17 protein-coding genes and 1 tRNA gene are annotated in these 19,310 nt (G+C 69.7%); 2 read left to right on the forward strand and 16 right to left on the reverse strand.

Going from position 1 to position 19,310, the window contains the following annotated elements:
* Nucleotides 1–68: 68 nt before the first annotated feature.
* From J2X55_RS10240 to J2X55_RS10250, 3 genes are all read right to left on the reverse strand, one after another.
* Nucleotides 69–140: transfer RNA gene (locus J2X55_RS10240), tRNA-Gln, on the reverse strand.
* Between the two features lie 264 nt (nt 141–404).
* The gene (gene gltX / locus J2X55_RS10245; RefSeq protein WP_309823235.1) at nt 405–1,913 is read right to left on the reverse strand and encodes a glutamate--tRNA ligase; all 1,509 of its coding nucleotides are present in this window, start codon (nt 1,911–1,913) and stop codon (nt 405–407) included.
* A gap of 10 nt (nt 1,914–1,923) precedes the next feature.
* On the reverse strand, nt 1,924–2,886 hold the full coding sequence (locus J2X55_RS10250) for a LysR family transcriptional regulator (RefSeq protein WP_309823237.1): 963 nt from the start codon (nt 2,884–2,886) through the stop codon (nt 1,924–1,926).
* A gap of 80 nt (nt 2,887–2,966) precedes the next feature.
* Here J2X55_RS10250 and J2X55_RS10255 point away from each other — a divergent pair, with 80 nt between their 5' ends.
* Nucleotides 2,967–4,055, forward strand: a complete 1,089-nt coding sequence (locus J2X55_RS10255) for an aminotransferase class V-fold PLP-dependent enzyme (protein WP_309823240.1) — start codon at nt 2,967–2,969, stop codon at nt 4,053–4,055.
* Between the two features lie 68 nt (nt 4,056–4,123).
* Here the strand turns inward: J2X55_RS10255 and J2X55_RS10260 are convergent, their stop codons facing one another.
* From J2X55_RS10260 to J2X55_RS10280, 5 genes are all read right to left on the reverse strand, one after another.
* A complete protein-coding gene (locus J2X55_RS10260) occupies nt 4,124–5,398 on the reverse strand; it encodes an MFS transporter (RefSeq protein ID WP_309823242.1) in 1,275 nt (424 codons plus the stop codon).
* Nucleotides 5,391–6,158 (reverse strand): fumarylacetoacetate hydrolase family protein, encoded by a 768-nt coding sequence (locus tag J2X55_RS10265; RefSeq protein ID WP_309823244.1) that lies wholly within the window; start codon nt 6,156–6,158, stop codon nt 5,391–5,393. Before J2X55_RS10265 ends, J2X55_RS10260 begins: the two co-directional genes overlap by 8 nt.
* Nucleotides 6,159–6,449: 291 nt before the next feature.
* Nucleotides 6,450–7,556, reverse strand: coding sequence for a branched-chain amino acid aminotransferase (locus J2X55_RS10270; RefSeq protein WP_309823246.1), 1,107 nt, complete (start codon nt 7,554–7,556; stop codon nt 6,450–6,452).
* A 54-nt stretch (nt 7,557–7,610) separates the two neighbouring features.
* A complete protein-coding gene (locus tag J2X55_RS10275; RefSeq protein ID WP_309823247.1) occupies nt 7,611–8,660 on the reverse strand; it encodes a 3-isopropylmalate dehydrogenase in 1,050 nt (349 codons plus the stop codon).
* 24 nt (nt 8,661–8,684) lie between these two features.
* Nucleotides 8,685–10,220 (reverse strand): MFS transporter, encoded by a 1,536-nt coding sequence (locus J2X55_RS10280; RefSeq protein WP_309823249.1) that lies wholly within the window; start codon nt 10,218–10,220, stop codon nt 8,685–8,687.
* A gap of 78 nt (nt 10,221–10,298) precedes the next feature.
* On the opposite strand from J2X55_RS10280, the gene J2X55_RS10285 reads away from it, so the two are divergent.
* Nucleotides 10,299–10,841, forward strand: a complete 543-nt coding sequence (locus J2X55_RS10285) for a TetR/AcrR family transcriptional regulator (RefSeq protein ID WP_309823250.1) — start codon at nt 10,299–10,301, stop codon at nt 10,839–10,841.
* On the opposite strand, the gene J2X55_RS10290 is transcribed toward J2X55_RS10285, so the two are convergent.
* The 8 genes from J2X55_RS10290 to ilvD all read right to left on the reverse strand — a co-directional run bounded on the left by J2X55_RS10290 (nt 10,838) and on the right by ilvD (nt 19,254).
* The gene (locus J2X55_RS10290) at nt 10,838–11,041 is read right to left on the reverse strand and encodes a hypothetical protein (RefSeq protein WP_115917902.1); all 204 of its coding nucleotides are present in this window, start codon (nt 11,039–11,041) and stop codon (nt 10,838–10,840) included. The genes J2X55_RS10285 and J2X55_RS10290 overlap by 4 nt on opposite strands.
* 115 nt (nt 11,042–11,156) lie before the next feature.
* Nucleotides 11,157–12,761: a phosphoglycerate dehydrogenase gene (gene serA / locus J2X55_RS10295; protein ID WP_309823253.1), complete on the reverse strand. Its 1,605-nt coding sequence runs from the start codon at nt 12,759–12,761 to the stop codon at nt 11,157–11,159.
* A 319-nt stretch (nt 12,762–13,080) separates the two neighbouring features.
* Nucleotides 13,081–13,419 (reverse strand): bacitracin resistance protein, encoded by a 339-nt coding sequence (locus tag J2X55_RS10300; protein ID WP_115917898.1) that lies wholly within the window; start codon nt 13,417–13,419, stop codon nt 13,081–13,083.
* Nucleotides 13,416–13,949, reverse strand: coding sequence for a DNA polymerase III subunit gamma/tau (locus J2X55_RS10305; protein ID WP_115917896.1), 534 nt, complete (start codon nt 13,947–13,949; stop codon nt 13,416–13,418). The genes J2X55_RS10300 and J2X55_RS10305 overlap by 4 nt, the downstream gene beginning before the upstream one ends.
* Before the next feature lie 129 nt (nt 13,950–14,078).
* Nucleotides 14,079–15,104 carry a ketol-acid reductoisomerase gene (gene ilvC / locus J2X55_RS10310; protein WP_056230637.1) on the reverse strand — a complete coding sequence of 342 codons (1,026 nt, stop codon included), beginning with the start codon at nt 15,102–15,104 and terminating at the stop codon, nt 14,079–14,081.
* Between the two features lie 66 nt (nt 15,105–15,170).
* A complete protein-coding gene (ilvN, locus tag J2X55_RS10315; RefSeq protein ID WP_115917892.1) occupies nt 15,171–15,680 on the reverse strand; it encodes an acetolactate synthase small subunit in 510 nt (169 codons plus the stop codon).
* A 1-nt stretch (nt 15,681) separates the two neighbouring features.
* On the reverse strand, nt 15,682–17,490 hold the full coding sequence (locus tag J2X55_RS10320; RefSeq protein WP_309823254.1) for an acetolactate synthase large subunit: 1,809 nt from the start codon (nt 17,488–17,490) through the stop codon (nt 15,682–15,684).
* Between the two features lie 45 nt (nt 17,491–17,535).
* Nucleotides 17,536–19,254, reverse strand: a complete 1,719-nt coding sequence (gene ilvD, locus J2X55_RS10325; protein WP_115917888.1) for a dihydroxy-acid dehydratase — start codon at nt 19,252–19,254, stop codon at nt 17,536–17,538.
* Nucleotides 19,255–19,310: the final 56 nt, after the last annotated feature.

Raw genomic sequence — 19,310 nt, forward strand, 5'->3', positions numbered from 1 at the left:
CGATGCCGGCTCTTCGCACGCACGCGAAAGGCCCGGGATCTGAACGATCACCGGGCCTTTTCGTGAAGCTGGGGTACCTGGACTCGAACCAAGAACAACGGAACCAGAAACCGCCGTGTTGCCAATTACACCATACCCCAATGGCTTCGAGCCGTAACTCGTGCCGAGGATCAAGCTTACGCGACAGCGGGCCGTGCACCAAACCGGCGCCTCGCTGCGCGCGTCCCGGGCGCGTCCCGGGCCGCTCCTCGCCGGGCGCCGATGACGGAGAATCGCGCGGAACGCGGACGTCCGGCGCGAAAGTTCCGATCTGCGTCGCATTCTCCGAGTCCAGCGCCTCCGAGCGCCCGAAAACACGCGATCCCCGCGACCGTCAGGGTCACGGGGATCGTCGCGCGGTGTGCTCAGCCCAGGTGCGCCACCAGCGCTTCGAGGCGACGGATCGACTCGGCCTTGCCGAGCAGTTCCATCGACTCGAACAGCGGCGGCGAGATACGGCGTCCGGTGAGGGCGACGCGGGGCGGACCGTAAGCCACACGAGGCTTGAGGCCCAGATCGTCGACGAGCGCACCCGACAGCGCCTCTTGGACGGCAGCGGCGGTGAAGTCGTCGACACCTTCGAGAGCGCGGACGGATGCCGTGAGCACCTCGGCCGCGTTGGCGGGCAGACCCTTGAGGGCGTCGTCGGCGTAGTCGACGTCGGAGACGAAGAGGAAGCCCAGCATCCCCGGCACCTCGCCCAGCAGCTGCACGCGCTCTTGCACGAGAGGAGCCGCCTGCGCGATGAGCGCACGATGCTCGTCGCTCGGCTGCTCGGCGATGTACCCCGCACCTGCGAGGTACGGGACGATGCGGGCGGCGAAGTCCTCGGCATCCAGCATCCGGATGTGGTCGCCGTTGATGGCCTCGGCCTTCTTCTGGTCGAAGCGCGCCGGGTTCGGGTTGACGTCGGCGATGTCGAAGGCGGCGATCATCTCGTCGAGCGAGAACACGTCGCGGTCGGCCGAGAGCGACCATCCGAGCAGCGAGAGGTAGTTGAGCAGACCCTCGTGGATGAAGCCCTTCTCGCGCTGCAGGAACAGGTCGGCCTGCGGGTCGCGCTTGGACAGCTTCTTGTTGCCCGTCTCGCCGAGCACGAGCGGCATGTGCCCGAAGCGCGGCAGGTAGTCGGTCACCCCGGCGTCGAGCAGCGCGCGGTACAACGCGAGCTGACGCGCGGTGGAGGGCATGAGGTCTTCGCCGCGGATGACGTGGGTGATGCCCATGAGCGCGTCGTCGACCGGGTTCACGAAGGTGTAGAGCGGGATGCCGCCGGCGCGCACGATCACGAAGTCGGGGAACGATCCGGCGGGGAAGGTGACCTCGCCGCGGATGAGGTCGACGAAGGTGAGGTCTTCGTCGGGTACGCGCACGCGCCACGCGGGCTCGCGCCCCTCGGCGCGGAAGGCGGCCTTCTGCTCGTCGGTGAGGTCGCGGTCGTAGTTGTCGTAGCCGAGCTGCTTGGCGCGGCCGTTGGCCTCGTTGCGCGCGTCGATCTCTTCGGCGGTCGAGTAGCTCTCGTACACCGCTCCCGCGGCGATGAGCTTGTCGAGCACCTCGCGGTAGATCTCGTGGCGCTGCGACTGACGGTACGGCGCGTGCGGACCGCCGACCTCGACGCCTTCGTCCCAGTCGATGTTCATCCAGCGCAGCGCCTCGAGGAGCTGCTGGTAGCTCTCTTCGCTGTCGCGCGCGGCGTCGGTGTCTTCGATACGGAAGACGAGCTTGCCGCCGTTGTGCCGGGCGTAGGCCCAGTTGAACAGGACGGTGCGGATGAGACCGACGTGCGGCAACCCCGTGGGTGAGGGGCAGAAGCGGACGCGAACGTCGGTGCCGGAGGCGGTCGTGGTGCGGGGATCGGGCGTGGCAGACATCCCCTTGATCCTATCGGCGGGCGGTGGCGCTTCCCGAGTGCCGCAGATGATCGGCCAGGACCTCGCCCATGACCTCGAGTGCGGCTCCGACCGCGGGCACGTGCTCGGCTCCCCGAGCGGTGATCACGTGCAGGGTCCGCGCTTCGGCGGCGGGCAGCCGCGGCGCCGCGATGCCCGACAGCATCGGGAGAGATGCCACGGCCATCCGCGGCAGGATCGCCATGCCCACACCCTGGGCGACGAGGTTCTCGACGGCGATGAAGTTGTCGGTTTCGAAAGCGATGTCGGGGATGAACCCCGAGCGTCCGCACGCCTCGAGCAGATGGCCGCGGCACTGCGGGCAGCCCGCGATCCACCGCTCCCCCGCGAGTCGCGAGAGATCGATGGGGTCATGGGCTGCCGCGGGGTGGTCGGCGGGAACGACCACCACGGTGTCGTCGGCGCCGATGAGCCGGGCCGCGAGTCCGGATGCCGCGGACTCCAGATGTTCGCGGCGGTCGCCGGGGTAGCTGTAGGTGAGGGCGATGTCGGCGCGGTTCTCGCGAACGGCGGCGATGGCCTCGGGCGGCTCGGCCTCGACGAAACTGATGGACACACCCGGTCGGCGAGCGGTCACGGCGGCGATGACGCGCGGAACGACCGTCGACGACGCCGACGGGAACGCGGCGATCCGTACGCGACCGGCCCGCAGACCCCGCAGCTCGGCGAGGTCTCCGGCGGCCGCGTCGAGAGCCGTGGTGACGGCGGCGGCGTGGCGGGCGAGGATCGACCCCGCCTCGGTGAGACGCACGCCTCGCCCGACACGTTCGACGATCGGCATCCCGGCGCGCCGCTCCAGACGGCGCAGCTGCTGACTCACGGCCGGTTGGCTGTAGCCGAGAAGGCGGGCGGCGGCGGTGATCGACCCGGTGTCGGCGATCGCCTTGACCACGCGCAGGGCGTTCGCGTCGAGGGAGTCGTCAATGTCGGGCATGGCCATACATAAGCAGAAGTGATGGTTCTCATGCAACACCTGTTCTAGTGCAATGACATGGGCGACGCGATCCTGGATTCATGAGCAACCTCGCCTCGCACTTCGCCGGTGGTCGCGACTATCTCGCGGCCTGCACCCTCGGCCTGCCGTCGCGCGCCACGGTGGACGCGGTCCGCGCCGACCTCGAGTCCGCGGCATCCGGTCGCCCCGACGTGGTCGCCGCGTCGCAGGCGGTCGAAGAGGCCCGGGCGTCGTACGCGCACCTCGTGAGCTCTCCGGTCGGCGACGTCGCGATCGGCTCGCAGACCTCGGTGCAGGTGTCTCTCATCGCCGCGTCCGTGCCCGACGGCGCCGAGGTGCTGTGCGCCGAGGGAGACTTCTCGTCGCTCGTCGCGCCGTTCGCCCACGTGGGCCGGGGCGTGCGGCTGCGCACCGCTCCCCTGCGCGAACTGGCCGCCGCGATCTCGCCCGAAACGTGGCTCGTGGCCTTCTCGCTCGTGCAGTCGGCGACCGGAGAGGTGGCGGATGCCGTCGGGATCGCCGCCGCGGCCGCCCGCGCCGGAGCGCGCACACTGTGCGACCTGACGCAGGCCGCCGGGTGGCTCCCCGTCGACGCGACGATGTTCGACGCGACCGTCTGCCACGCCTACAAGTGGCTCTGCTGCCCGCGCGGGGTGTCGTTCCTGACGCTCACTCCCGCGTTCGGCGGCGAGATCCGTCCCGTACAGGCCGGCTGGTACTCCGGCGCCGACCCGTGGTCGTCCTGCTACGGCACCGGGGGCACGCTCGCCGCCGATGCCCGCCGCTTCGACGTCTCACCCGCCTGGCAGGCCTTCACCGGGGCGGCTCCCGCCCTCGCCCTCTTCGCCGACGCCGACATCACCGCGACCTATGCGCACGTGACGGGACTCGCGGCGCGCTTCCGCGACGGCCTCGGCCTCGAGCACCCCGAGCGCCCCTCGGCGATCGTCACCTGGCCGGATGCCACGGGCGAGGCCCTCGCGCAGCTCACGGCCCACGGAATCACGGCGTCGGGTCGCGCGGGACGCGCCCGCGTGGCGTTCCACGTCTTCAACGACGAGCTCGACGTCGACCGGGCGCTGCACGCCCTCGGTGTCCGCGGCGGCGAGGACCTGTCGGCGTTCGATGGCCTGGTCTACGCGATCTGAGCGACCGGCGGCGCGCTGCGTCGAGTGTGCGTCAATCCCGGGGCGGATGCCGGAGCGAGGGGCCCCGGTCACTCACCCTGTGGCGAGGGCTGACGCACGCGCACGACGACCGCGCCCGCGCAGACGACGGCCACCGGCACCAGTGCCCACAGCGCGAGGCCGTCGTATCCGACGGCCCCCAGGATCAGACCGGCCAGCACCGAGCCCACGGCCGCGCAGGCCGTCATGAGCGTGTCGCTGCGGCCCTGACGCCGCGGGCGCAGCGCGAGGGACGTCGCCTCGGTGAGCAGAGCGGACCCCGACACGGTCGCCGCGCTCCACCCGAGGCCGAGCAGCACGAGGGCGACGAGCACCCCGAGCTGCGAGTCGGGCAGCGTCGCCGCAACCGCCAGGGACGCCGCGAGCAGCACCTGGCCGAGGATGATCACACGGACGCGCCCGAAGCGGTCGGCGAGAGCGCCGAAGACGGGTGACAGCCCGTACATCCCGAACACGTGCGCGGCGATCGTGACGCCCACCGCGAGAGTCACGGCATCCGGGGCGACGATGTGCGAAAGGTGGACCGGGGTCATCGCCATGACCGACGCCATCGTCACGTGCGACGCAGCGACCGCCACCATGGCGAAGCGCGCCAGACCCGGCCGGTCCGCCCGAGGGGCGGGAGAGGCGACGGATGCCGACTTCTCGCGCTCGACGCGCTGGGCCAGCAGCAGCGGGTCGGGCCGGAGGACGAGCACGTACAGCGCGAACGCGCAGACCTGGGCCGCGAACGAGAAGAGGTACGCACCCGTGAGGCGCGGCATCCCGATGCTCGCCCCGATGAGTTCGCCGGGCGCGAGCAGGAGCGGACCGACGACCCCGCCGACGGTCGTCGCCCACACCACCGTGGCCAGGTCGCGCCCGCGGCGCGCGGTGGTCGCGAGGTCGGTGGCGGCGAAACGCGACTGGAGCGTCGCGGCGTTGCCGGCGCCTATCAGGGCGATCCCGACCAGCAGAAGCGGGAAGAGTCGGAGCGCAGCGGCTGCGATGACGACGGCGATGCCGATCAGGGCCGCGATGTTGCCCGTGGTGAGCGCGACACGTCGGCCGCGGCGACCGGCCAGACGAGCCAGGGGGATCGCGGTGAGGGCCGCGCCCAGGGTGACCGACGCCGTCGCGAAGCCCGACAGCGCCTCCTGACCCGACAGGTCGGCGGCGAGGAGCGCCCCGAGCGAGAGGGTCGCACCGAAAGCGACCCCCGTGAGCACCTGACCGGCCGCCAGCACCCGGACCGTGCGGCGTTGCGTGGCGGCGAGATCGCGCTCTGTCAGCACCGTTCCCGCCGCCGCGCGGGTGTCAGGCATCGCGCGCGGTGTTGCGCAGGATCCCGATGCCGCTGACCTCGACCTCGACGGTGTCGCCCGCTGCGAACGGACCGACACCGGCCGGCGTGCCCGTGAGGATGAGGTCGCCGGGGAGCAGCGTGAACACCGCGGAGGCGTAGGCGACGAGCGCGCCGATGCCGTGGATCATGTCGGAGACGGGACCCTGCTGTCGCACCTCGCCGTTGACGCGCGTGGTGATCGCGGCGGCGTCGAGGTCGAGGTCGGTCTCGATGACCGGCCCGACCGGGCAGAACGTGTCGAAGCCCTTGGCGCGCGACCACTGTCCGTCGGTGCGCTGCAGATCGCGGGCCGTGACGTCGTTGGCCACGGTGTAGCCGAAGATGTAGTCGCTCGCGCGCTCGGCGGGCACGTTCTTGGCGATGCGGCCGATCACGACGGCGAGCTCGCCCTCGTACTCGGTGTGTGAGCTCAGGCTCGTGGGGCGCACGATGACGTCGTCGGGGCCGATGACCGATGTGTTGGGCTTGAGGAACATCAGCGGTTCTGCCGGTGCTTCGCCGCCCATCTCGGCCGCGTGGTCGTGGTAGTTCTTGCCGATGCAGACGACCTTCGAGCGCGGGATCACCGGTGCGAGCAGGGTCACGTCGGCGAGCGGCACGCGCTCCCCCGTCGTGTCGAACCCGGCGAACATCGGGTCGCCGGCGAGGACTACGAGCTCGCCGTCGTCGACGATTCCGTAGCGAAGGGCATCCTGGTAGCTGAATCGAGCGATCTTCACGGTGCCAGCCTATCCACGGCCCCCGACACCTCCCGGCTCCGCCGAGACGCCGATGCACTCGCCCACCCACACTCGCCCGCCCACGCTTGCCCGCCCACGCTTGCCCACACGCGGTCATGCGCGACCCCGCGGGGCGCCAGCACCCAACGCATAAACGCTATCCACGCGCATAAACACGTGCAGAGCGAGTTCCCGGGGACGCGCCACGGGGGTCTCTCGCCCACACGTCCATCGCGCGACGAAACGGAGGAGGGGCCCCCGGCATCCGGGAGCCCCTCCGTGTGCGCGACGCTACGCGTCGAGGCGATACAGCCAGCCGTGCTTGTCTTCGGCGCGGCCGTACTGGATGTCGGTGAGCTCCTCGCGCAGTTCGAGCGCGAGGGTGCCCGTGGGCTGCTCGTCGATGAAGTCGCGACCCTTGAGCACGCCGATCGGGGTGACGACCGCGGCGGTGCCGCACGCGAACACCTCGACGATGTCTCCGGATGCCACTCCCTCGCGCCACTCGTCGAGCGAGACGTTGCGTCCCACGACGTGGTGACCGCGGTCGCGGGCGAGCTGCAGGAGCGAGTCGCGCGTGATGCCCTCGAGGATCGAGTCGGACTGCGGTGTGACGATCGTGCCGTCCTTGTAGACGAAGACGACGTTCATGCCGCCGAGCTCTTCGACGTTGTGGTCCTGGTCGAGGAAGACGACCTGGTCGCACTCGTTCTCGTACGCCTCGGACTGGGGAAGCAGACTCGCGGCGTAGTTGCCGCCGGTCTTGGCCGCACCCGTGCCGCCCTTGCCGGCACGCGAGTAGTCCTCGCTGAGCCAGATCGAGACGGGCTTCACCCCGCCCTTGAAGTAGGCGCCCGCGGGGCTCGCGATCAGGTAGTAGGCGACCTTGTGCGCGGGGCGGACGCCGAGGAACGCCTCTTTCGCGAACATGAACGGGCGCAGATACAGGCTCTGGTCGTCGCCCGAGGGGACCCACGCGCCGTCGAGGGCGATGAGCTCCTTGAGCGACTGCAGGAAGTACGGAACCGGCAGCTCGGGGAGCGCGAGTCGGCGGGCCGAACGCTGCAGACGGCGGCCGTTCTGGTCGGGGCGGAAGGTGTGAACCGAGCCGTCGGCGTGGCGGTAGGCCTTGATGCCCTCGAAGATCTCCTGGCCGTAGTGCAGCACCGCCGCGGCGGGGTCGAGCGAGATCGGGCCGTAGGGCGAGACGCGCGGGCGGTGCCAGCCGCCGCGGACCGACCAGCAGATGTCGACCATGTGGTCGGTGAAGCTCTGCCCGAAGCCGGGGTTGGCGAGGATCGCGTCGCGGTCGGCCGCGTTCTTGGCGGCGAGGTTGCGCGTGACGGAAAACTCGAGGGGCTCGAGTCCGGTGTCGGGATCGGTGTCGATGGTGGTCATTCGTTGTCCAAAGCTTCTCGAGTGCCGGAGGCGATGCTCGCCGATCGGTCCAGGTTACGCCTGGACGCGCTCGGCGATGGCGTCGCCGATCTGGGCGGTGGTGCGGACCCCGTCGCGGCTGGCGATGTCGTCCTCGACCGCGCGGGTCACGCGGGCGGCCTCGTCGGTGAGCCCGAGGTGGTCGAGCAGGAGGGCGACGGAGAGGATCGCAGCCGTGGGGTCGGCCTTCTGACTTCCCGCGATGTCGGGCGCCGAACCGTGCACGGGCTCGAACATCGAGGGGAACGCGCCGTCGGGGTTGATGTTGCCCGAAGCGGCGAGGCCGATGCCACCGGTGACGGCGCCGGCCAGGTCGGTCAGGATGTCGCCGAAGAGGTTGTCGGTGACGATCACGTCGAAGCGGCTCGGGTTCGTGACCAGGAAAATGGTTGCCGCGTCGACGTGCAGGTAGTCTACGTCGACCCCGGGGAACTCGGATGCCACGGCATCCACGATCCGCTTCCACATGCCACCCGCGTGCACGAGCACATTCGTCTTGTGCACGAGCGTGAGCTTGTGGCGGCGGCGCTCAGCGAGAGCGAAGGCGTAGCGGACCACGCGCTCGACGCCGTAGGCGGTGTTGACCGAGGTCTCGTTCGCGACCTCGTGGGGCGTGCCGCGGCGGATCGATCCGCCGTTGCCGACGTACGGCCCCTCCGTTCCCTCGCGCACCACGACGAAGTCGATCTCGCCCGGCTCCGCAAGCGGTCCGGTGGCCCCCGGGTAGAGCTTCGACGGGCGCAGGTTGACGTAATGGTCGAGCTCGAAGCGGAGTTTGAGCAGCAGGCCGCGCTCGATGTTCGCGTCTTTCAGGCGGGGGTCGCCGGGCACTCCCCCGACGGCGCCGAGCAGGATCGCGTCGTGTGCGGCGATCGCGGCGAGGTCGTCGTCGGTGAGAGTGTTTCCGGTCTCGAGGAAGCGACCCGCCCCCAGCGAGAACGGCGTCTTGTCGAACGACACGTCGGATCCGGCGGTGACGGCGTCGAGCACCTTCACGGCCTCGGCGACGACCTCGGGACCGATGCCGTCACCGGGGATGACGGCCAGCTTCACGACACGCGACATCGCTCTCCTCAGAGCTCGGGCACGTCACTTCTTCGACGCGCTGCGGGATCCTCCCAGGGTAGTGGCAGCGACGACCGCGGCCACGACGATCAGCGCCGCGCCGATGAGTGCGGTGACGACGACGCCCGAGTCGAAGGCGTGTGCGGCGGCGGCACGCAGGGCCTCGGCCAGCGCGACGTCGTCGAGGGTGTCGGCGACGGAGACCGCTCCGGCGAGGGTCTCGCGGGCAGCGTGAGCCGCGGCATCCGGAAGCCCGGCGGGCAGAACGAGCTGCGCCCGATAGAACGCGGCGAGGATGCCGCCGAGCACGGCGGTGCCGAGGACGGCGCCGACCTCGTACGCAGTCTCGGAGACGGCGCTGGCCGCGCCCGCCTTGGCCGAAGGGGCACTGGAGAGGATCAACTCGTTCGAGACGGTCTCAGCGGCGCCGATACCGACGCCCAGCAGGGCGAAGGCGGCGATGAGCAGCACCAGGTCGGCCGTGGACAGGGCGACCATGACGTAGGCGATCACCGAGAACGACAGGGCGACGGGCACGACGATGCGCGCGGGGAATCTCTTCGCCACGGGCACGACCGCGAGCCCCGAGACGATCATGAGCACGAGTCCCGGCAGCAGGGCGAAGCCCGCGACCATCGGGGACAGACCGACGACCAGCTGCAGATGCTGCGCGACGAAGTACAGGAAGCCGACGAGGCCGACGACGCTGAGCAGGTTGACCAGGATGGCGCCCGAGAACGTCCCCTGGCGGAACAGGGTCATGTCGAGCATGGGCGTCGCCAAACGGCGCTGGCGGCGCACGAACAGCCACCCGAACACCACGCCGACGACGAAGAGCACCGGAGCGAGCGACATCGGTCCGTCGACCGCGAGCTTCTTGATGCCGTAAACGATCGGAACCATCGTCGCGAGAGACAGCAGAACGCTGAGGGGGTCGAACCGGCCGGGCTTCGGGTCGCGGCTCTCGGGCACGAAGAACGGCGCGAGGACGAGCAGCGGGACGAGCACGGGCACGGCCATCAAGAAGACCGAGCCCCAGGTGAAGTGCTCGAGCAGGAACCCGCCGACGATCGGGCCGAGCGCCGCTCCCGCAGAGAACCCGGAGGCCCAGACGGCGATCGCGACCCGACGCTGGTCCCGGTCGCGGAAGATGCTGCGCAGCAGAGACAGGGTGGACGGCATGAGCATGGCGCCGAACACGCCCATGAGCGCGCGACCGGCGATCAGCAGCGCCGCGGTGGGGGCGAACGCCGACAGCGCCGACACCGCCGCGAAACCGGTCGCCCCGATGAGCAGCATGCGGCGGCGGCCGAAACGGTCGCCCAGCGTGCCCATCGTCACGAGGAGTCCGGCGAGGACGAGCGGGTAGACGTCGATGATCCACAGCTGCTCGATGCTCGAGGGCTGGAGCGACAGCGCGATCTCGGGCAGCGCGAAGCTCAACACCGTGTTGTCGACCGAGACGAGCAGCACGGGCAGCATGAGCACGGCCAGCGCGAACCACCCCCGCCATCCGGCGCGGGTCACGGCGATTTCCGAGGTGGGCAACGTGGTGAGCATGAGGGAGTCCGTTTCTAAACCGTCCAGCCGGTATAGTATCAGAGCAACCCACCCCGCCGCCACTACGATCGAGGAGTCATGAGCCGACCCCCTCTCGCCCGCGAAGCCGTCCTCGACGCCTTTAGCCGCATCCTCGTCGACGAGGGCGAGCGCGCCGCCACGGTGGATGCCACCGCTCGCGGCGCCGGGGTGTCGAAGGGCGGCCTGCTCTACCACTTCAGCTCGAAGAGCGCTCTCGAGGCGGCCCTCGTCGAACGGCTCGAGCGGCTCGCCGAAGAAGACGTTGCCGAGATCGAAAGATCCGACGAGGGGGTCGTCGCGGCACACCTGCGTTCCTCACAGAACACCGGGTCGCCGCTGGACGTCACCATCCTCGCCGTGTCCCGCCTCGCCCAGAACGGCAGCGATGCCGCCTCGGCATCCCTCCGCCGTGTCCGCGAGCTCTGGGAAGAGAGCCTGCGCGCGCACACGCGCGACGAGACGGCGCTGCAGATGGTGTTACTGGTCAGCGACGGGCTGTACTTCAACGCCGTCCTGGATCTGAACGCCGTCGCCGGTCCCGCGCTCGAAGGCGCCGACCTCGACGCACTGATCGCCCGGGTCGTCGCCGCGGCGACCTAGAGTTCCTCCCGCGCTCTCTCTCGCTGCGCGCGACGCTCCCGGCGCTCGCGCCGCAGGTCGAGGACGACACCGAGCAGGATCAGCGCTCCCCCGATCACGCCGAGGAAGCCCCACGGGGTGCGGCGCACGACGTCGGCCACCCCCGCGACCAGGAACAGGATGCCGAAAACGGCGGAGACGACGCGAAGGACGAGAGCCACTCGCGCAGTGTGAACCGGACGGTTGTGCGCGAGCCCAGAATTGCCGACGCGCCCACCCAGAACCGACGAAAGAGGGGGCCGCCGCAGCGACCCCCTCCCCCGAACGACCGGGGCCTCAGCCCTCGACGATGTCGATCTGCCGGAACAGGTCGGCGCCGACGGCCTCGCGCATCGCGCCGAGGATCTCGTCGGGAACGGGCGAGTCCACCGTCAGCACCGAGAGCGCCCGGCCCGTGGCATCTGGAGCCGCCACCTGCAGGCCCGCGATGTTGATGCCCGCCTCCCCCAGCTTCTGGCCGTAGATGGCGACGATGCCCGGACGGTCGGCGTAGCGCATGACGACGTGGTGCTGCTCGATGGGCACCTCGATCTCGTAGCCGTTGATCGAGACGACCTTGGGGACCATCCGCGTGCCGGCCAGCGTCCCCGCGACCTCGAGGGTGGAACCGTCGGCCAACGTGCCGCGGAGGATCGTGATGTTGCGGTAGAGCGGGCTCTCGGCCTCTACGACCAGACGCGCCTCGACGCCGCGCTGCTCGGCGAACAGCGGGGCGTTGACGTAAGACACGCTCTCGCTGACGATCCGGCTGAAGTACCCCTTGAGCGCCGCGAGACGGTAGACGCTGACGTCGTACTGCGCGAGTTCACCGCGCACCTCGATGTCGAGGCTGGTGAGGGCGCTATCGGCGAGACCGCTGAAGAACTGGCCGAGCATCTCGACGAGCGCGATGCCGGGACGCACGAAGGGGTCGATCGCGCCGCCGGCGACGTTCACGGCATCCGGGACGAGGTCTCCCTCGAGCGCCAGCTTCACCGAGCGCGCGACGGAGACGCCCGCCTTCTCTTGCGCTTCCTCGGTGCTCGCACCGAGGTGTGGGGTGACGACGACGTTCGGCAGGTCGAGGAGCTTGCGCGCGGGGCCGCCCTCCGCCGGGGGCTCGGTCGAGAAGACGTCGAGACCCGCTCCCGCGATCTCGCCGGTGGTGAGCGCCTCGAACAGCGCCTCTTCGTCGATGAGGCCACCGCGGGCGACGTTGATGACGTACGCGGTCTTCTTCATGCGGCGCAGCTGCTCGGCACCGATCATGCCGGTGGTCTCGGGCGTCTTCGGCATGTGGATGGTGACGAAGTCGCTCTGCTCGAGCAGTTCGTCGAGCGAGACGAGCTGCACTCCGAGCTGCTGCGCTCGAGCCGCGGTGACATAGGGGTCGTACGCGATCACGCGCATGTCGAAGCCCTGCAGGCGCGCCGCGATGAGCGCGCCGATACGGCCGAGGCCGATGATGCCGATCGTCTTCTCGAACAGCTCGGTGCCGGTGAACGAGCTGCGCTTCCACAGCCCCTGGGCGAGCGAGGCGTGCGCGGCCGGGATGCGGCGCGCGAGGCTCAGCACGTGGCCGACCGTGAGTTCGGCGGCCGAGATGATGTTGGAGGTCGGCGCGTTGACGACCATGACGCCGGCTGCGGTGGCCGACTTGATGTCGACGTTGTCGAGGCCGACACCGGCGCGGGCGACCACCTTGAGCGACGGCGCGGCCGCGAGGGCCTCGGCGTCGATCTGAGTGGCCGAGCGCACGAGCACCGCGTGAGCCTCGGCCAGAGCCGAGAGCAGTGCGGGGCGGTCGGTCCCGTCGACGTTGCGCACGTCGAAGTCGGGGCCGAGCGCGTCGATCGTGGCGGGAGAGAGTTCTTCGGCGATGAGCACGACGGGCTTCGTCACGGATGCGTCCTTCGAAACGGTGCTGGGGTCTGCCGCGCACCGTCGCACACCACCGGCGCGAACCGGGCGCGCGACCCGTGCGGGCCGTCTGCCAGCCTAGCGCGGGGGCGGAGCCGCCCCCGACCGTGTGACGGCCGACGACGACGCGCCCCGCAGCCGCGCCATCCAAGACTGTGAGGCGGCAACCCGCTGACAAACGCGCGTCAGCCTGACACCGAGATGTCGGCGAGATGCAGTCTCGCGACCAGAGGAGCGACAGCGACCCGGGGCGACGCGCGCGCGGCGGGCATCGGATACCGGATGCCGCGACCCGGGCGGATCAGCCGCCGTACAGCCCGTACGAGGTCGTGCCGTAGCCGACGATCGCGAGCCAGAACGCCGCCGACAGGGTCAGACCCGCCAGGAGCGCGATAGCGAGTTCTCCGGCCCTGCGGCGCTGGCCGATCGCGAAGGCGACACCGAAGGCGATGAGCGGGAACACGATCGGCAGGATGTACACGAACCAGCCCAGACCGTTCAGCCCGAGGGGGCCGTTGACCTGCTGGATGAGCAGAGCCACCGAACTCCACACGACGTACGCGTAGAACAGGCCGAACAGGCCAGAGATCGTGACGAGGAGCCAGGTCGGGAGGTGGCGGGTGCGGGCGGGAGTGCTCATGCGAAGGCTCCCAACGACAGGAACGGCCAGGGAACGAGCAGCACGATCCCCACGATCAGCAGCAGGAACCGCTGCCAGGTGCGCCAGCTACGGGTCAGTGCGAGCACGGCGACGAACCACACGACGGGTGCGAGAGCGGCACCGATCGTGAGCGCGATGACGGTCACCGACGGGATGGGAAGACCCAGGCCGTTCAGGCGCAGTCCCGCGAGAAGCCACCCGATCGCGAACAGCAGGAAGGTCGCGGCGACCATGCCGATCCCGACGAGGCCGACGTTCCCGAGGGGCGCCGCGTGGGCGGCATCCGGACCGTCATCGTCGGTCGCGTCGGCAGCGACCGGCTCGGGGGCGACGGGCTCGGGATGCCGAGTGGCCGGCGCGGGGCCGGACGCCTCGGGCTGCAGAGGCTCGGGTTCGACCCCCGACTCCCCGCCTGCGGGGCGCGTCGGCACGTGCTTCTCGCCGACGTCGAGCGTGGGGTCGTCGTCACCGTCCCAGGAGAGGGCGTCGTCATCACGCGGAGTGCTCACGGCTCCACGGTAGCGGCGTTCCCCGCGATGGGGCTGCGCCCCGCCGTTCGCCGGGTCCGCGGCATCCGTCCCCTTCGAAAAGCGAACGCCCCGGGACGGCGGGGTCCCGGGGCGTTCGTGACGGAGAGATCAGCGCGCGGCCGAGCCCTCGACGTAGTCGGTGTCCTGCTGCTTCCACGCGAACAGACCGCGCAGCTCCTTACCGGTCGCCTCGATGGGGTGACCCTGCTCCTTCTCGCGGAGCTCGAGGAACTCGGGGGCGCCCTTGTCCTGGTCGGCGATGAAGCGCTCGGCGAACGCACCCGACTGGATGTCGGAGAGGACGGCCTTCATGCTGGCCTTGACGTCGGACGAGATGACGCGCGGGCCCGAGACGTAGTCGCCGTACTCGGCGGTGTCCGAGATCGACCAGCGCTGCTTGGCGATGCCGCCCTCCCACATCAGGTCGACGATGAGTTTGAGCTCGTGCAGGACCTCGAAATAGGCGATCTGCGGCTGGTAACCCGCCTCGACGAGCGTCTCGAAGCCCGCCTGCACCAGGTGGCTCATGCCACCGCAGAGCACGGCCTGCTCGCCGAACAAGTCGGTCTCGGTCTCTTCGGTGAAGGTCGTCTTGATGACGCCGGCGCGGGTGCCGCCGATGGCCTTGGCGTACGACAGTGCGGTGTCCCAGGCCGAGCCCGAGGCGTCGCGCTCGACGGCGATGATGTCGGGGATGCCACGGCCGGCGACGTACTCGCGACGAACGGTGTGGCCGGGGGCCTTCGGGGCGACGAGGATGACGTCGACACCCTCGGGGGCGTCGATGTAGCCGAAGCGGATGTTGAAGCCGTGCGCGAAGGCCAGGGTCTTGCCCTCGGTCAGCTTGTCCTTGATGGAGTCGGCGAAGATCGAGCGCTGGTGCTGGTCGGGCGCCAGGATCATGATGAGGTCGGCCCACTCGGCGGCGTCGGCGACGTTCTTGACCTCGAAGCCGTCTTCCTGCGCCTTGGCGGCCGACTTCGAGCCGTCCTTGAGCGCGATGACGACCTCGACGCCGGAGTCGCGGAGGTTCTGCGCGTGCGCGTGACCCTGCGAGCCGTAGCCGACGATCGCGACCTTCTTGCCCTGGATGATCGAGAGGTCGGCGTCGTCGTCGTAGAAGATCTCTGCCATGAGGATGTTTCTCCTTGAATCGTGGCCCCGCTCAGGGGCCGCTGGTGAGTGGAAGTCGGGAAAGTTTCAGCCGCGCAGGACGCGCTCGGTGATGCTCTTGCCACCGCGGCCGACGGCGAGAAGGCCCGACTGCGCGAGCTCCTTCACACCGAAGGGCTCGATCGCCTTGAGGAAGGCACTGACCTTGCCGGAGTCGCCCGTGATCTCGATGACCATCGCGTCGGGGGCGTAGTCGACGACCGAAGCACGGAACAGGTTGACGACTTCGACCACGTTCGAGCGCGTGGCGTTGTCGGCACGGACCTTCACGAGCACGTGCTCGCGCTGGACCGAGCTCGCGGGGTCGAGCTCGACGATCTTGATGACGTTGATCAGCTTGTTGAGCTGCTTGGTCACCTGCTCGAGCGGCAGGCCCTCGACGTCGACGACGACCGTGATGCGCGAGAGGCCGGGCACCTCGGTGACGCCGACCGCGAGCGACTCGATGTTGAAGCCGCGTCGGGCGAAGAGGCCGGCGACGCGGGTGAGCAGACCGGGCTTGTCCTCGACGAGGAGGCTCAGAACGTGACGTGACATCTCAGTCCTCCTGTTCGTTGAAAGCGGGCGAGTGGTCGCGCGCGTACTGGACGTAGCTGTTGCTGACGCCCTGCGGGACCATGGGCCACACCATCGCGTCGGCACTCACGACGAAGTCGATGACGACCGGACGGTCGTTCGTGTCGAGAGCAAGCTGGATGGCCGCGTCGATCTCGTCTTCTTTCTCGACGCGGATCGCCAGGCATCCGTAGGCCTCGGCCAGCTTGACGAAGTCGGGGATGCGGCGCGTGCCGTGTCCCGTGTTCAGGTCGGTGTTCGAGTGGCGGCCGTCGAAGAACAACGTCTGCCACTGACGCACCATGCCGAGCGAGGAGTTGTTGATGATCGCGACCTTGATCGGGATGTCGTTGATGACGCAGGTCGCGAGCTCCTGGTTCGTCATCTGGAAGCAGCCGTCGCCGTCGATCGCCCACACGGCGCGCTCGGGCTGGGCGACCTTGGCACCCATGGCCGCGGGGACCGCGTAGCCCATCGTGCCGGCGCCGCCGGAGTTCAGCCACGCGTTCGGACGCTCATACTTGATGAACTGCGCCGCCCACATCTGGTGCTGACCGACGCCCGAGGCGTAGACGCCCTCGGGACCGGTCATCTCGCCGATGCGCTGGATCACGTGCTGCGGCGACAGCAGACCGTCGGTCGTGGGCGTGTAGCCGAGCGGGAACTCCTCGCGGAGGCCGTTCAGGTACGTCCACCACTCGGTGTAGTCGTGCGGGTGCTCGGCATCGGCGACGCGGAAAGCGGCGTCGAGGTCGACGAGGACCTCGCGCAGGTCGCCTACGATCGGCACGTCGGCCGTGCGGATCTTCGAGATCTCGGCGGGGTCGATGTCGACGTGCACCACCTGCGCGTGCGGCGCGAAGAGGGCCGCCTTGCCGGTCACGCGGTCGTCGAAGCGGGCGCCGAGCGAGACGATGAGGTCGCTCTCCTGCAGGGCGAGGACCGCGGGCACGGTGCCGTGCATTCCCGGCATGCCGAGGTGCTGCTCGTGCGAGTCGGGGAACGCGCCGCGCGCCATGAGCGTCGTGACGACCGGCGCACCGGTGGCCTCGGCGAGCACCTTGAGCTCGGCGGACGCGTTCGAGCGGATCGTGCCTCCACCCACGTACAGCACGGGCTTCTTGGCGGTGGCGAGCAACTGGGCCGCGGCCTGGATCTGCTTGCCGTGCGCCTTGGTGACCGGTCGATACCCGGGCAGGTCGACCTTGGGCGGCCACACGAACGGCGCCTCGGCCTGCTGCGCGTCCTTGGTGATGTCGACGAGCACGGGGCCGGGACGGCCGGTCGAGGCGATCTCGAACGCCGCGGCGATCGCGCCGGGGATCTCGTCGGCCGACTTCACCAGGAACGAGTGCTTCGTGATCGGCATCGTGATGCCCACGATGTCGGCCTCCTGGAAGGCGTCCGTCCCCATGAGGGTCGAGAAGACCTGGCCGGTGATGCAGACGAGCGGGACCGAGTCCATGTAGGCGTCGGCGATCGCGGTGACGAGGTTCGTCGCGCCGGGGCCGGATGTCGCGATCGCAACACCGACCTTTCCGGATGCCGCGGCGTAGCCCTCGGCCGCGTGGCCGGCGCCCTGCTCGTGGCGCACGAGGATGTGGCGCACGTGCTTGTCATCCATGAGCGGGTCGTAGACGGGCATGATCGCGCCGCCCGGCAGACCGAACACGTCGGTGACGCCGAGCAGGTCGAGCGAGCGGACGACCGCCTGCGCTCCCGTCATCACGGGCGCCGGAGCGGTGCGGGCGGGCGGCCGGGGCACGGCCGCCGTAGGGGAATCGATGGACATGGGAGTACCTCGAGAACCGGGAGAAGGTGAGAAGGGGGACGGCCGTCAGCCCGTGACAGCGCCCTCCGCGGCGGAGTGCACGAGCTTGGAGTACTTGGCCAGAACGCCACGGGTATAGCGCGGGGGAAGCGGTTCCCAGCCTTCGCGGCGGGAACTCAGCTCGGCGTCATCGACGATCAAGTCGAGAGTGCGAGCGGCGATATCGACCCGTATCAGATCACCATCGCGCACGAAGGCGATAGGACCTGCGTCCACCGCTTCGGGAGCTATGTGGCCGATGCACAGGCCGGTTGTGCCGCCTGAGAATCGTCCGTCCGTCAACAGTAGTACATCTTTTCCGAGCCCGGCGCCCTTGATGGCGGCGGTGATCGCGAGCATCTCGCGCATGCCGGGGCCGCCCTTGGGACCCTCGTAACGGATGACCACGACATCACCGGCGGTGATCTCGCCCGCCTCGAGGGCGTCCATGGCGCCGCGCTCGCGCTCGAAAACGCGCGCGGGACCCTCGAAGACGTTGCCGTCGAAGCCGGCCGACTTCACGACGGCACCCTCGGGGGCCATCGAACCGTGGAGGATCGTGATGCCGCCGGTGGCGTGGATCGGGTCGTCGAACGAGTGGATGACCTTGCCGTCGACCGGGTCGGGGTTCAGGTCGGCGAGGTTCTCGGCGAGCGTCTTGCCCGTGACGGTGAGCGCGTCGCCGTGCAGCAGGCCCTCGTCGAGCATCGCCTTCATGATGACGGGGATGCCGCCGTGACGGTCGACGTCGTTCATGACGTACTGGCCGAAGGGCTTCATGTCGGCCACGTGCGGCGTGCGGTCACCGATGCGGTTGAAGTCGTGGAGGTTCAGCTCGACCTCGGCCTCGTTCGCGATGGCGAGCAGGTGCAGCACGACGTTGGTCGAGCCGCCGAGCGCCATGGCGAGAGCGATGGCGTTCTCGAACGCCTCTTTGGTGAGGATGTCTCGCGTGGTGATGCCCTGACGCAGCAGGTTGACCACGGCCTCGCCCGAACGGTGGGCGAAGTAGTCGCGGCGGCGGTCGGCCGACGGCGGGGCGGCAGAGCCCGGGAGGCTGAGACCCAGGGCCTCGGCGACGGACGCCATCGTGTTCGCGGTGTACATGCCACCGCAGGCTCCCTCGCCGGGGGCGATCGCGCACTCGATGCGCTTGAGGTCGGCCTCGCTCATCTTGCCGGCGAGGCACGCGCCGACGGCCTCGAACGAGTCGATGATCGTGACGTCCTTCTCGGTGCCGTCGCTGAGCTTGACCCAGCCCGGTGCGATCGAGCCCGCGTAGAGGAAGACGCTCGAGAGGTCGAGTCGGGCGGATGCCATGAGCATGCCCGGGATCGACTTGTCGCAGCCCGCGAGCAGCACCGAACCGTCGAGGCGCTCGGCCATCATGACGGTCTCGACGCTGTCGGCGATGACCTCGCGCGAGACGAGCGAGAAGTGCATGCCCTCGTGGCCCATCGAGATGCCGTCGGAGACGGAGATGGTGCCGAACTGGAGCGGGTAGCCGCCGCCGGCGTGCACGCCCTCTTTCGCGCCCTGCGCGAGGCGGTCGAGGCTGAGGTTGCAGGGGGTGATCTCGTTCCAGCTCGACGCGATGCCGATCTGGGGCTTGTCCCAGTCCTCGTCGCCCATGCCGACCGCGCGGAGCATTCCGCGGGAGGTGGTGGCTTCGATGCCGTCGGTGACGACGCGACTGCGGGGCTTGATGTCGAACTCGCCGGTGTTCGGATTCTGCGGTGCGGGCATTGTCGAAGTCTATTGCGCGCGCCGAGGACGTGATGCGAACAGGGCCGGTCGATCCG

It is taken from the genome of Microbacterium sp. 1154 (assembly GCF_031455375.1).
GTDB lineage: Bacteria > Actinomycetota > Actinomycetes > Actinomycetales > Microbacteriaceae > Microbacterium.